At 44.9% G+C, this 13,780-nt stretch carries 10 protein-coding genes and 1 pseudogene; 3 read left to right on the top strand and 8 right to left on the bottom strand.

Annotation, left to right across the window (positions count from 1 at the left end; translation table 11 throughout):
* The first annotated feature begins 35 nt into the window (after nucleotides 1–35).
* Nucleotides 36–2,516: a GH92 family glycosyl hydrolase gene (locus R7E38_RS12645; protein WP_226083273.1), complete on the top strand. Its 2,481-nt coding sequence runs from the start codon at nucleotides 36–38 to the stop codon at nucleotides 2,514–2,516.
* A 364-nt stretch (nucleotides 2,517–2,880) separates the two neighbouring features.
* Here the strand turns inward: R7E38_RS12645 and R7E38_RS12640 are convergent.
* The 7 genes and pseudogenes from R7E38_RS12640 to R7E38_RS12610 form a co-directional block, all read right to left on the bottom strand.
* Nucleotides 2,881–3,061, bottom strand: a pseudogene (locus tag R7E38_RS12640) (IS5/IS1182 family transposase); the annotation flags it as partial.
* Between the two features lie 207 nt (nucleotides 3,062–3,268).
* Nucleotides 3,269–3,679, bottom strand: coding sequence for a hypothetical protein (locus R7E38_RS12635; RefSeq protein WP_225452424.1), 411 nt, complete (start codon nucleotides 3,677–3,679; stop codon nucleotides 3,269–3,271).
* Between the two features lie 1,172 nt (nucleotides 3,680–4,851).
* A complete protein-coding gene (locus R7E38_RS12630) occupies nucleotides 4,852–5,895 on the bottom strand; it encodes a GMP reductase (RefSeq protein WP_005373458.1) in 1,044 nt (347 codons plus the stop codon).
* Nucleotides 5,896–6,331: 436 nt separating this feature from the next.
* Nucleotides 6,332–7,873 (bottom strand): NAD(P)H-hydrate dehydratase, encoded by a 1,542-nt coding sequence (locus R7E38_RS12625; protein ID WP_226083275.1) that lies wholly within the window; start codon nucleotides 7,871–7,873, stop codon nucleotides 6,332–6,334.
* Nucleotides 7,874–7,959: 86 nt separating this feature from the next.
* Nucleotides 7,960–8,397 (bottom strand): PAS domain-containing protein, encoded by a 438-nt coding sequence (locus R7E38_RS12620; protein WP_005373463.1) that lies wholly within the window; start codon nucleotides 8,395–8,397, stop codon nucleotides 7,960–7,962.
* Entirely contained in the window at nucleotides 8,397–9,401 is a 1,005-nt protein-coding gene (locus R7E38_RS12615; protein WP_005373466.1) for a response regulator, read from the bottom strand. Before R7E38_RS12615 ends, R7E38_RS12620 begins: the two co-directional genes overlap by 1 nt.
* A gap of 367 nt (nucleotides 9,402–9,768) precedes the next feature.
* Nucleotides 9,769–10,677, bottom strand: coding sequence for an aldo/keto reductase (locus tag R7E38_RS12610; RefSeq protein WP_025767917.1), 909 nt, complete (start codon nucleotides 10,675–10,677; stop codon nucleotides 9,769–9,771).
* A 95-nt stretch (nucleotides 10,678–10,772) separates the two neighbouring features.
* Between R7E38_RS12610 and R7E38_RS12605 the strand changes: the two genes are divergently transcribed.
* Nucleotides 10,773–11,186 carry a helix-turn-helix transcriptional regulator gene (locus tag R7E38_RS12605; protein ID WP_318081811.1) on the top strand — a complete coding sequence of 138 codons (414 nt, stop codon included), beginning with the start codon at nucleotides 10,773–10,775 and terminating at the stop codon, nucleotides 11,184–11,186.
* Here R7E38_RS12605 and R7E38_RS12600 read toward each other — a convergent pair.
* On the bottom strand, nucleotides 11,167–11,781 hold the full coding sequence (locus R7E38_RS12600) for a hypothetical protein (protein WP_226083278.1): 615 nt from the start codon (nucleotides 11,779–11,781) through the stop codon (nucleotides 11,167–11,169). The two genes, R7E38_RS12605 and R7E38_RS12600, sit on opposite strands and share 20 nt — an antisense overlap.
* A 470-nt stretch (nucleotides 11,782–12,251) precedes the next feature.
* Between R7E38_RS12600 and clcA the strand changes: the two genes are divergently transcribed.
* Nucleotides 12,252–13,655 (top strand): H(+)/Cl(-) exchange transporter ClcA, encoded by a 1,404-nt coding sequence (gene clcA / locus R7E38_RS12595; protein ID WP_005373473.1) that lies wholly within the window; start codon nucleotides 12,252–12,254, stop codon nucleotides 13,653–13,655.
* The last annotated feature ends 125 nt before the right edge of the window (nucleotides 13,656–13,780 follow it).

The following is a 13,780-nucleotide window of genomic DNA, read 5'->3' as shown; positions in this document are numbered from 1 at the left end:
GAAGTGACGCGCTTCCTGCCTAAGGAATCAAGATTATGAACTTTACGAAAACCGCTATCGCCACCGCTGTGATTGCAAGTGTTATTGGTTTGGCTGGCTGCAACGATGACGACGATAACACCTCACCAAGCGTCGATACTTCCAACCTAAAATACGTCGACCCATTCATTGGTACCGGCTTTAACGGACACACCTTCCCGGGTCCTGTTGTGCCAGAAGGCATGGTGCAACTTTCTCCAGATACCGAGCTGATCGGCTGGCACTCTTCATCAGGTTACCACTTCGATAAAAAGACTCTATTTGGCTTTTCACACACTCACCTATCCGGCACGGGTATGGGCGGCTTAGGTGACATTCTGTTCCTGCCGTTTACCGAAGATAAAGCTAAATACATCGAAGACAGCGACGACTACCGCGAAGCGATTTCAGTCAAGATGGACAAAACCTCAGAAGTGGCAGAAGCGGGTTACTACTCTGTGAAGATTGCTGAGAACGGTATCAAAGCTGAGCTTACAGCTTCTGAACGTGTCGGCTTCCATCGTTACACCTACCCCCAAGGTCAACCACAACGTCTAAAGATAGACCTCAACTCCATCCTAAATAGTGACTGGGGTTCGACCTCTCTGCGCAACAAACTGACGGTGAGCGAAGACGGTCATACCATCACGGGCGAGCGCGATGCAGCGCACTTCTCTGGTTGGGCGAAAAACCAAAAAATCTTCTTCTATGCGACTTTCGATAAGAAGATCAAAGACGTCTACATCCTTGCCAATGGCGAACCTGTTGACGGCCTAACGGCAGAGCACGTTTCTGAATTGATTTACGATGACCAAGGTAATCCAGTTAAGCGTGTCAAAGCGGACGTCACTGCCTACATCGAATTTGAAGATGAAGGCTCACAAGAGTTGAATGCGCAAGTGGCGTTATCTGCGGTTGACCCACAAGGCGCAGAAAACAACTACGATGCCGAAGCGAATGTCTCTTTCGATACTGCGCGTAACAATGCACGCGAGAAATGGGCTAAAGCACTCAACTTCTCAATTGAAGGGGGCACGGAAGATCAGAAAGAGATCTTCTACACTGCGCTTTACCACACCAAGATTGCGCCTATGGTGCATCAAGACGTGGATGGTCGATTCCGTGGCATGGGCAAAGGCTCAATTCGTGAAGGCGAAGGGGAATACTCCATCGCTTACGGTCAAGCAACAGAAGAACAGCCAAACTTCTCGGTTTACTCTCTATGGGATACCCAACGCGCGTTACACCCACTAAAAACCATCACAGAGCCAACTCGAGCGGTGCAATACGCGAAGAACCTAGTTCAGAAGTACACTGAAAGCGGCTTGCTGCCGAAGTGGGAGCACTTAGGTGACGAAACAGGCACCATGGTTGGCTACCCAGCGGTAGCAGTGATTGCGGATGCGATGACCAAATTCCCGGAAGAGTTTACTCAACAAGAGAAAGAGCTGGCGCTGAAAGCCGCGATCGACTCTTCGACTTACGACAACTACCCGGCACTGCAAGCCGATTGGGATCAAGGCGTATTGGATCGCACTTTAACCAAGCACATCGATTACATTGAGAAAAACGGCTTCACGCCTGCCATCCAACGTGTCGATGGTGAACCAGTCTTTGAAGACTACACGGTTGAGTCTGTTTCTTACGGTCTGGAAAACGCGTTCTACGATTGGGCTATCGCACAAATTGCCAAAGCAGCCGGTGATACTAAAGCGGAAGAGCAATACCTTGAACGCTCAAAAGGCTACAAAAAATACTTCGATTACAACCCAACAGAATACGCAGAACATGGAGTGACGGGCTTTATGCGCCCAGTGATGATTGATGAAACCTTCATGACGCCATTCGACCCATACGGTACGGAACACGAGACAGGCAACTACACCGAAGGTAACGCGTGGCAGTGGACTTGGTTTGTACCGCATGACATCGCGGGCTTAAAAACCATCATGGGTGGCGATGCTGAGTTCCAGAAGAACCTAGAAGCAACCTTCACCGCAGAAAGCCAAGGTACAGAAACACCGGATATGTCTGGTTTGATTGGTCAAGTTGCGTTTGGTAACGAGCCTTCGCACCACATTCCTTACCTATTCAACTGGACCGCAGAACCTTGGAAGACACAACAAGTCGTCGACCACATTCTGGATGACATGTATTTCGCTGCGCCAGAAGGCGTCATTGGTAACGAAGACGTGGGCGCCATGTCCGCTTGGTATGTGATGTCTGCATTAGGCTTCTACCAAGTGAACGCTGCAGAACCTATTTACACTGTGGGTCGTCCGCTATTCGACAAAGCCGTGATTCCGGTGAAAGGTGGCACGTTCACCATCACTACAGAGAACAACGCCGATGACAACATGTACATCAAGTCTGTCACCATCAATGGCAAAGCTTTGGATAAAGGTTTCTTCTTCGACCATTCAGAGTTCAAACCGGGTGGTGAGTTGCACTTCTTGATGACGGGCGAGCAATCTGAAGCGATGAAAGCGCCTCAATAAGCTTCACTTGAAATGTATTCCTCAGGCTAAAATAGCTTGAGGAATACAGGGGGATTTGATGTGATGAACGTATCTCCTATCTAGCTTCGTTGCGCCAAACTAATGGCGCACTTAGTATGAGTAGAAGTAACGGACAGCGTGTTGACAAAATCGGTCGAACCTTTCCAATGCTGAATTCTGCGATTTGATCTCATATGTAGATAGTTCAAGTCTCAACTCTATCTTAATGCACTTAGTAGCTTTGATGTGATCTTCGCACCTCCCTTCTAGCACCGTTGTACCAAACTAATGGTGCAACCAGTAAGAACAGGAGTAATCATCATGTCTATTAACGTTGTCGCATCGATATAACCAAAAACCTCTTTCAAGTATGCGTGTTGAGTGCTTTGATAATGGCGTATGCCTCCCCAACTTGTACGTTGTAATTTCGAAGCGTGAGTGAAGCGCCTAGTAGTTGTTTTACGCGATACATAGCGGTCTCCGACGATGAAGGCCTGTGGTAACCATACTTTCGTTCCCACTTTTTTCGAACCATAGAGCTTTTGGTAAGAAAACAACTTCTCAATGTTTCACCTGAGCATAATCGCACCGTCAGCAATATTAATTATGTGTTAGTTAAATTGGTCAAGAGCGGTTCAACTTCAGTTGCAGTCGAAATATTGGAATCAATCTTAACTGTAGGTATGGAAGTCACGGACTTAGGTTATTTATCTAATGAGTTACTGAGCAAACATCGAGATTTACTTAACCACCTAATTACAAGGTGGTTCAAACCCTAGGTAAAAACCAATAACAACTTTGCTGTAACAATCAACTAATTGAGTAAGCCAAGGCCGGCCCAATGACTTGCAATGCTCTTCATGTACAACAAAGCGTTCCACCACCGTATGATCTATTTCTACCCTCTCAAAGACGTAAAAACTCAACATCTTTTTCCCCATCCGACGAAACTCTATTTTCACGACTCGCTCCCCCTTCTCCGCGGTCAGTAATTCGAAAGGGGCCTTCTTTTTAACCCGTTTCCGAAGGGATTCATAAGTTGGGTATTTGTACTTCGTTCCATTGTTCAGATTATGCTGACGTAATTGCCTTCGCACGCGCTTGTAGGCCCTTCTGATACGCGCTTTTCGCCCAAAGATAACTTTTTCTACAGCTTGTTTCATCAAAGCATCAACGAATGTTAGTTCTAGACTTTACTATTACCCTTATCTTTATTCCTTGGATCTATATGATCAGATACTCTGAAAACCAACCACCGGTGTATTGATATTGCACTTGGAATAATCCTGTCATATAACCGTTGTAGTACAACACGATGTGGTTCAATAGTCTTTGGAATGATTTTTCGCACTTACAGTGCTAAATAACGAAGAATGCTTAGACGAAAAGTAATTTGAGTGGCTATATTGTCAGGAAATGCAGATATATCTCGATATGTTTCTTCATCAACATCGCTGGTATCGACACCCTCTCATTTGGCTCAGGCTTTTCTTGCTGAAGTGCCGACTTCCGATGAAAACTCGAGAACGATTTCTTAGGCATAACAACCCAATTCAGATTCGAGAGGAGGTGAGGTCTCTAAGCTTGTTTTCAGTAGGCTTCGAGAGAGCAAATCACACAGGAATGGAAATATTTTTCTTCCATTTAGACAGAGGTGATGTCCTAAACTTTTCGCTGTTTGGGTACCATTCAGTTTTAACATCGTAAGGAGAGTTTGGTGAAAGTGGTTCGGTTATCTCTTGAGGAATATCGATGCAAAAGTTTAAGGTTGCTAGAGATAACCTCATCCAGTATTTCTTCCTCTGTAACCAGTTCTAGCTCCAAACCTAACGCAAACGCAAACGCGCCTTGTACTTTTGCTTCCCATTCACATTGAAATGCCGATTTTGAACTCTCCATATCGGATTTTACTTCATACAGCGTATATTCACCGGTATCAAACTGATACTAGAAAGTCTGGAACATAGGTATGGGTTTTGCTATTGAAGCAGTATCGGCTAGGAGCAAAAACGAACGATGCTAAGCTCGAAATCAAAATGATAACAAGCGGCACATTCTAAAATGATTCTACCGTGACTCTTTTTCCCATCTTAGCACTGACGTAACGGTGTATGTTTTTCACGTGATTTAGTTTAGTTTCGAGCAGGAGTGTCAAACGCAGTTTCAAGTTAAAGCAGGCTGGCTGTAGAAGGGGAAGGTAAAGCAGACATAAAACTGCCTCTTCAAAAATGTCATAAACTTAAAAAGCAATAGACTTATGAAGAGGCAATATCAAATTATGGTTGCACCAAGTATCAATATATGGTTGCTTTTACACTTTTTACATTCAGTCGATTTACTCTTTACCGAACACGTTGTTCTCTTGTTCTTGAACGCGGATGAATGTAGTACGCTTGGTTAGCTCTTTAAGCTTTGCTGCACCCACGTATGTACAAGTTGAGCGAACGCCGCCAAGGATGTCTTGAATAGTGCCGTGAACGCTACCACGGTATGGCAATAATACGGTTTTACCTTCGGCCGCACGGTAGCCAGCGACACCACCTGAGTGCTTATCCATCGCGCTCTTCGACGACATGCCATAGAATTTCATGAACTTCTCGCCGTCTTTCTCGATCACTTCGCCGCCTGACTCTTCGTGACCCGCTAGCATCCCACCTAGCATTACGAAATCCGCGCCACCACCGAATGCTTTCGCTACGTCACCCGCACAAGAACAGCCACCGTCACCGACGATCATGCCACCAAGGCCGTGCGCTGCATCACCACACTCGATGATTGCAGAAAGCTGCGGGTAACCAACACCCGTTTTTACACGAGTTGTACATACAGAGCCTGGGCCGATACCCACTTTAACGATGTCTGCACCAGCTAGGATTAGCTCTTCACACATATCACCAGTAACCACGTTGCCTGCAGAAATGACCTTGTCTGGGAACTCTGCTCGCACGCGTTCAACATACTCGACCAAATGCTCTGAGTAACCATTTGCAATGTCGATACAAATGAAAATAAATTCATCTGAAAGCGCCATGATGTCTTTGGTTTTTTGGAAGTCTGCATCAGATGTTCCCGTAGACACCATAACGTTATTCATGGTTACTTTATCTGCTGATTTAGCAAACTCAGCCCAATCTTCTACCGTGTAATGTTTGTGAACAGCGGTCATTACACCATGCTCAGCCAGCGCTTTAGCCATTGCAAAGCTACCAACCGAATCCATGTTTGCTGCGATTACTGGCACACCAGACCATTGACGACCACTATGCTTGAATGTAAAATCGCGGGTTAAATTTACTTGAGAACGGCTCTTAAGGGTAGAACGTTTCGGGCGAAACAGTACATCTTTAAAACCTAACTTAAGTTCTTGTTCGATACGCATTGTGTAATTCCTTGATTCATATGTATATGTGTCATTTCAGAGTGCGTAGTGACTTCGTTGGCAGACGAGTTCACTGTTCTTCGGACACAAAAAAACCGGAGCGTTGGCAGACGCTCCGGTTTTCAGCATTATAGGCTGTGATTTATTTCCTACAAGTCTGATATTTGAATTTTTTTTGTGATACCATCTGGAAAATCGCATATCAAAAACGCTCCCCAAGTCACCAAAACCTCTTATTATTTATAACTATCAACAACTTGAGAAAGCACTTAAGTTAACCCATTGCGCAAACCTTTGCGTCATATCTTAAAAATTAAAACGCATCACCTCTCAAATCTGCCTAAAACTCAATCACCTAATACTAAGATGCCCTGCTAATTCGTAAAAAAGTACTCAAAAAAATCGACCAATTTTCTCAGCAATGCATGAAATCTAATTAATTTCGATAGAGCTCTTGGGTGATAGCGGTACGAAGAGTGCTAACGACATCACTTGCCAAAAGACCAATTTGACCATTCTGACTCACGTTTATATCAGCAGCATGACTGTGAAGTACCACACCTAAACGTGCGGCAACAGAAATTGGTAAACCTTTGGCTAGTAATGCACCAATGACTCCAGATAACACATCTCCCATTCCCCCCGTCGCCATTCCGGCGTTACCCGCTAGACAGACGTACATTCTCGTTCCATCGTAAATAAGCGTCCCCGCGCCTTTTAAAACCACTACACCGCCATAACGCTCTTGCAGTTGTCTTGCAGCAGAGTATCGGTCACTTTCTATTTGTTGAATGGTTACATTTAGTAGTCGAGCTGCCTCTCCAGGATGCGGCGTGATCACTCGATGGTTGTCGCACACTAGAGTGCCATCGCATCGCTGGCTCAGCATCGCTAGAATATTGAGGCCATCAGCATCAACAACTTTAGGTTTCTGCTCTTGAGCCAGATATTGATAGGCTTGATAAGCCCACTCATCATCTCCAAAGCCAGGACCAAACACTAATACGTCAGCCCAGCGTATGCGTTTAGTTAAGTCGTTCTCAGTATCCCTGAGCAAGTCAGTGGTGATGCTCTGGCTCATTACTTCTGGGCAACCAACCTGCAGTGGAATAAGGCTACTCGTGTGAGTAATTGCGGCAGTTAAACCCGCTCCGGTTCTAATCGCTGCGGAGGAACATAAACGAATCGCCCCAGACATCCCTTGGTTGCCACCAACACAAAGCAACTTCCCGTTGTCACCTTTATGGACCGTTGAATTTGGCTTGGGCATTAATCTTGAAACAACCTGATGATCAATACCTAATGCACTTTCTACTTCGATAGTATCAAACTTAGTATTGACGCCTAAACCACAAAAGTAGAGCTCGCCAACTCGATCTCTCGCTTGTCCAGTGCATAAGCCTTGCTTAACCCCAATGAAGGTTACAGTATGCTCGGCACGAATAGCATCGCCTAAAATAGCACCTGTATTTGCACACAGCCCGGAAGGAATATCGACTGCTATCACTGGGGTGTGAATTTGATTGATTTGCTCAATGTAGCGACGATACTCCGAACGAACCTCACCGCTTAAACCAGTGCCTAACATGGCATCGATGATCACATCTGCTTCTAGCAATGCGGTATTCCATTCATCCCAATCATTGTTAACACCGTCGATTGACTGCCAGTCTTGGTATGCGCGCAAAGCATCACCTTTTAGCACAGATACATCACCAATTTGGAAAACATGTACATTGAGTTGAGCTTGTTTCGCAAGAGATGCAAATACGTAACCATCGCCACCGTTATTCCCTTTACCGCAAATCACTAAGATATTTTTTGATTTAGGATACAGATGTAAAAAGCGCTCATACAGGGCCATACCAGCGCGTTGCATTAAGCTATACATAGAAACACCAGCCATTTGCGCAGCCAGCGTTTCACCGTTTTTTACTTGCTCTGCGGTGTAGAGTTTTAGAGCGAGATTAAAGTCCATATTCACGTTCTACGCATTGGGAAACACAACTATAAGTATACAAAAAAGCCAAGGCGGACCTTGGCTTTTGAGAAAGTTTTTTATCGCTATTGATTCTGAGACATCAGAGCTTCAGCCGTCGCGTCTTGTATAGACAAAAACAACGAGTTGATTTTTCCAGTCGGTGTGCGCATTGGGTTCAACGTAACATTCTGGTACATAAACTCCGCTTGCTGCGTAACTGGTCGAACATTGCGACAGCAGAATAAGTAAGGTCGTTGTCGCCATGTGATGAAGCTGCGACAGCCTAGGTCATACACTGGTTTTGTTTTTAATTTAAACCACTCCTGTGGGATTTCAGGGAAGATATCAAATATAGAACGACCTATCGCATCATGAGACTGCAAACCACTGTGATGAGTCATAAACCCATTCCAGACCTGTACATTGTAATCTCGATCAATGACCACTAAGCCCATGTCGACGTTTTGTACCATATCCACCATCCAATGGAATTGTTCAAACTCTGCTGGCATATTCAACATTAGAACTCCTCCATTAGATAAGACAGTTTGTTATCAAGCAGCGGCAAGGATTCATCCACAAACATAAACAACAAGTCACAACGAATCGACGTTCCTTCAATGTTGTAGCTCACTTCGAATGTCATCGTGCGGCTGAATGCTCCAGTTGTAGATTCAATGATCGAGTCAATTGAGATATGCTGACCAAGGAGTACTGGTGGACTTTGGAAGAATCGGACTTCAGACTGCTCGCCTAAACCATTTAAGAACGACCCCACCAAAATATTAGAAATATCCATTAGCAGCTCAAGCTCTTCTAGCTCTTCGCTGTCTGCTGGTACTTTCATCAACTTTTTGAGATCAGATACGCTTGAATCACTCAAAATCACTAGCGCTTCGCCAGCAATACCTTCGCCACAAAATCCCTGACAAACACCCGATACGTTGTCATGCGACGCCAAGTCGCGTAGGGCCATGTGAAGTTCGCTCACTTCAAAGATATTGACGTTCGGCAGAGGTAGTTGCACAAACACATCAAAGTGACGCGCCAACGCATCGGCTGCTCGACCAATTGAAACGTTAGCCACTTCCATGTAAATATCGCGACGACGTAAAATCGGTAACTCAATAGAGACAGGCGTGATAATTTGAGGACGAGGTTCTGGCTCGACCAACTCTTTAAGCGCCTTCTTGAGTTCATCTTTGGCGATCGGTTTTTGAATAAACGCTTTTGCACCCAGTGCGAACACGCGCTCTTTCGCTTTAGGTTGGATATCCCCCGACACCACAACCACCGGAGTTTTATCCCCTAACCGTTGCATGTGCTCTAGTGTTTCAAAGCCATCCATTTCTGGCATGGTCAAATCAAGAAACATCAATTTAAACTCGTTTTTTTCGAGTTCTTCTAGCGCGTTTTTTCCGTGGATAGCAAACGTAATATCGGCATTCAATGTGGCTGGTAGTGATCTCGCCATCTGTTTGCGTGCTAACGCTGAATCATCACAGATGAGTACGGGAAAAGACATTCAATCACCTTTTTATATTCCACAATCTGCGCCGGAGTCTAACAGATTGTTACAGCATGTAATACGAGAAAACTGACGAGTTTTTTATTTCTTTATTATTCAATAAGCATACGCAATATGAATGAATGAGTGAACAAAATGACTAAAAAGCAAGCATCACATTCGCTGTTTAGTGACATAAAACAAACATGGGTAAAACTCCTCCACCAAAAGTAAGCAAAAAGTTGCAGCTAACATCCAAAGTCCATTTTTGCTCGAATTTCATTCTTTCCATTTCCATAATGGGTAAACAGTAACGCGCTAAAACTAAAAAGGCACCCTGCTAGAGGATGCCTTTAATAATAATTTCATCGATAAGATATCAATTCTATGGCACACCATGGCCTTTAGAAGCCACCCATACGCGATACCATTGCTCTCGAGTAAGTTCGATGTTCAATGCATTAACTGCAGTTTGCACACGCTCGATTTTACCAGAGCCAATGATTGGAATAGGGTTAGATGGCAAACGACGTACCCAGGCATAAATTACTTGGTCAATACTCGCTGCGCCCACTTCTTCACGAATTGCTTCTAATTCGTTACGGACACGAACAGCTTGCTCAGTTTCACCGCTAAAAATTGAACCACCACCGAGGCAAGACCAAGCCATTGGTCGCGTGCGCAACATTTGCATTTGATCAAGCGTTCCATCGTGAGCAACCTCAAAGTTAAGTGGGTTGATTTCCACTTGGTTAGTAACCAACGGCTTACCTAAGCGAGATTGCAGCAGTTCAAACTGGCGTGGAGTGAAGTTAGACACACCAAAGTGCTTCACTTTGCCGACTTTGTGAAGCTCAGAAAATGCTTCTGCAACCTCGTCTGCATCCATTAACACGTCAGGACGATGAATTAAAAGTACGTCGATTTCATCCACATTCAAACGTTCTAGCGAGTTATTCACCGATTGGTAGATATGTGCTGAGCTCGTGTCGTAGTGATTGATCTTACGCTCTGGCGTTTTATCGCCACACAAATTGATGTCGCATTTCGTCACGATCTGAATTTGTTCACGAACACTCTTGTCTAAAGCTAGCGCTTCACCAAACAACGCCTCACACTCGTAATTACCGTAGATGTCGGCGTGATCGACTGTCGTAATGCCTAACTCAATGTGTTGCTTGAGGAATGACAAACGCTCTTGAGCCGTCATTCCCCACTCAACTGCACGCCAATATCCTTGAACCAGCTCTGAGAACTCTGGGCCTTTTGGTGCAGTTACTACTTTTGCAACCATGGGTTTTCTCCTTCAATTGATCTGCATTCATCGTAGTCTTGTTTTCGTACCGGCTCAACGGGTAAACTTTCGCAATTCGAACTGGAGTACGAAATATGTCTTTTGCCCAACGCCTAGCCACCCTGATCGGAGAAGAAAGCATCAGCGGGTTCGCTCGACGCGTCGATGTGTCTGAAGCTTTAATACGCAAATACCTTAAAGGCAGTGAACCTAGCCTAACTAAAGCAAATCAAATTGCAATGCGCGCCAATTGCTCTCTCGAATGGTTAGCAACGGGATGCGGTTATTTATATCGCCGTGCTGAAGTCGTGGATATGGATGCGTACAAACTTGCCGTTCAACACGTTATGAATCAGCCGTTGTCAGACGATGCAGAAGAGCTACACCGTAAGCTAATCGCAGGCTATCAATACCTGCGCGCTCACAAAAAATCGGATGGTTTTTTGGATGAATCAGCAATGGCGACCTTCCTATCTCTCCATAAAGAATCTAAAAACGAGTCACTTTGACCTCGATAATTTCGCCATCACTGCGCAAGTGCACATTTAAGGACGGTGATGGCGTCAGAAACTCGTCCGGTTTTACCCAAAGCAAACTTCGAATCGCTTCTTGCGGATAGCGGTTCATCAACAAAATAACTTCTTTATCGACAAGTTCGGAAGATTTCTTTTCCAGAGCTTCAACGACATCATAGTGTTCTTGTCCGATAGTAACTCTGCGTAAAACTAACCCATCCTTTCTTAAGTTGAGAAGTAAGTCATTCAGACGCTGCCACTCGTATTCAGTGAGAAACGAGAACTGAGCACTTTCTCTTCTCAAAATTACTTCACCATACAAGTGCTGGTGGTAGTACGAAAAATCATCCAAACAAAATGCGCTGATAAACGTTGAGCTGTCTAGCAGCTGCACTTCGCAACCATACCAGCTCCCACTTTTTTCTATACGTTCTTTTAGATTGGAATATGGCATAGCTGACAACGTGTCTTGCCACCAGCTCGGCGTTGAAAGTGCCGGAAACGTTACCGAACAAAAACATAAAGAAAGTAAGAGTCGAAGATAAAAGCGCATGCACTGCTCTAGTTGGTTGACATCGAACCAAGACATTACTAACTGCAAGAAAATGTTCAAGAGAAAAATAGTGGCAGGTGGCGATGAAAGTTATGGTGATGAAAGTTATAACGCAGAAATTAAGAAGGCGCACATGTGCGTGCGCCTCTACCTCGTTACTCAATCGTGAGTGTGCGAATCGGCGATGTCTATTGATGCATCCCGAACATAAAACGAGGACTTACCGTAGGGTTTGAATCCATCCAAATTGTGTGTAAAACCTCACATCCCTCCTTCTGAAGCAGTCATGTTGCTTTACAATTAAAGCATGGTTCATTTTTCTCAAAAAACAAGTTTTTTATCCTAAATTATGAGAGCAATAGCACAATCTGAGTGAATGAATAATATCGCGACACTTCGAACACTCAATAGTGAAAAGCTAAATTGCATCTTTATTGATTAGGTCTAGACTCTGCGAAGCGTATACTTTCTTTCGTCCCTTCCCCCAGCAACAGGAGAGCTTGTTAATGACCAAACGCGAGAGAATTGTGAAATCTGTGTTGGCGCACGTACCGAAAGATGCGATTAACCAGTTTGTCTCTCGAGGGTCAACACCATTTTCTGTTCTCATTATGGCCGCCATTGTGGGTACGTTGGCTGGTTTTGTCGGTACGTATTTCGAGCTTGCCGTTCATTTCGTTTCTGAAACACGAACAGAATGGTTAAGAAGCGAAATTGGTAATGTTCTACCGTTGTGGCTGGCAGCGGTTCTCATTAGCGCACTTTTAGCTTTTATTGGCTATTTTCTTGTGCACCGCTTTGCGCCAGAAGCGGCAGGTTCTGGTATTCCTGAAATCGAAGGGGCAATGGATAATATTCGTCCAGTGCGCTGGTGGCGAGTTCTACCAGTAAAATTCTTCGGCGGCATGGGCGCACTTGGCTCAGGTATGGTGCTGGGTCGTGAAGGCCCAACCGTTCAAATGGGTGGTGCTGTAGGTCGAATGGTGACCGATATATTCCGGGTAAAGGATGACGATACCCGCCACTCCCTGCTCGCTTCTGGTGCTGCTGGCGGTTTGGCTGCGGCTTTTAATGCCCCACTCGCAGGCATTATGTTCGTTGTGGAGGAAATGCGACCTCAGTTTCGCTACTCTTTGATCTCAATTCGCGCAGTGATCATTTCTGCCATTATGGCGAACATAGTGTTTCGCGCCATCAACGGGCAAGACGCCGTTATCACTATGCCGCAATACCAGTCGCCAGAGCTTCAAACCCTATGGCTGTTTTTATTGCTTGGCGCATTGTTTGGCGTGTTTGGCGTGATCTTCAATAAACTGATTACCGTGGCACAAGACAGTTTTGTCGCAATTCACAAAAACGATCGTAAGCGCTACTTGATTGTAGGTTCGTTACTGGGAGGCGTGTTTGGCTTGCTTCTTTTGTACGTACCCCAACTAACTGGTGGTGGTATCGGCCTTATTCCTGACATTACTAACGGTAACTACTCGGTATCCATTTTAGTTTTGCTTTTCTTTGGTCGTGTAATTACAACCCTGCTCTGTTTTGGTTCTGGTGCGCCGGGAGGCATCTTTGCACCTATGCTTGCTCTGGGAACCTTATTTGGCTATGCGTTCGGAGCAAGTGCTGATGTCTTACTCCCTGCGCTTGATATCGAGCCTGGTGTATTTGCGATTGCGGGCATGGGTGCCCTGTTTGCAGCAACGGTACGTGCACCGATTACAGGTATTCTGTTAGTGATTGAAATGACGAATAACTACTACTTAATCCTGCCATTGATCATTACTTGTTTGGGCGCTGTGATTATTGCTCAATTGTTGGGTGGACAACCTATTTACAGCCAGCTGCTGCATCGCACAATCAAAAACGAAAAGTTACGCCAACAGGATCTACCGGAGAATCAATCAACATAACATTCTCTTTGTTATCACTTCGCTCCAGACTATCGAAGGGTTTGGAGCGATAAACTCTGCATTTTTACATCTTTTCCCAAATATTCGATACCAAACTCACAAAATTATCATTCTCTGATATTTGC

Source organism: Vibrio sp. Vb2131 (genome assembly GCF_033338535.1).
Lineage (GTDB): Bacteria > Pseudomonadota > Gammaproteobacteria > Enterobacterales > Vibrionaceae > Vibrio > Vibrio alginolyticus.
Note: the sequence above shows the minus strand (reverse complement) of the source record. Positions and strands in the feature narration are given on the sequence as shown.

Bases quoted from the DNA above. Each gene is read 5' to 3' on its own strand.
- R7E38_RS12645 (WP_226083273.1), top strand. From the start codon at position 36: ATGAACTTTACGAAAACCGCTATCGCCACCGCTGTGATTGCAAGTGTT.
- R7E38_RS12635 (WP_225452424.1), bottom strand. From the start codon at position 3,679: ATGAAACAAGCTGTAGAAAAAGTTATCTTTGGGCGAAAAGCGCGTATC.
- R7E38_RS12630 (WP_005373458.1), bottom strand. From the start codon at position 5,895: ATGCGTATCGAACAAGAACTTAAGTTAGGTTTTAAAGATGTACTGTTT.
- R7E38_RS12625 (WP_226083275.1), bottom strand. From the start codon at position 7,873: ATGGACTTTAATCTCGCTCTAAAACTCTACACCGCAGAGCAAGTAAAA.
- R7E38_RS12620 (WP_005373463.1), bottom strand. From the start codon at position 8,397: ATGTTGAATATGCCAGCAGAGTTTGAACAATTCCATTGGATGGTGGAT.
- R7E38_RS12615 (WP_005373466.1), bottom strand. From the start codon at position 9,401: ATGTCTTTTCCCGTACTCATCTGTGATGATTCAGCGTTAGCACGCAAA.
- R7E38_RS12610 (WP_025767917.1), bottom strand. From the start codon at position 10,677: ATGGTTGCAAAAGTAGTAACTGCACCAAAAGGCCCAGAGTTCTCAGAG.
- R7E38_RS12605 (WP_318081811.1), top strand. From the start codon at position 10,773: ATGTCTTTTGCCCAACGCCTAGCCACCCTGATCGGAGAAGAAAGCATC.
- R7E38_RS12600 (WP_226083278.1), bottom strand. From the start codon at position 11,781: ATGTCTTGGTTCGATGTCAACCAACTAGAGCAGTGCATGCGCTTTTAT.
- clcA (WP_005373473.1), top strand. From the start codon at position 12,252: ATGACCAAACGCGAGAGAATTGTGAAATCTGTGTTGGCGCACGTACCG.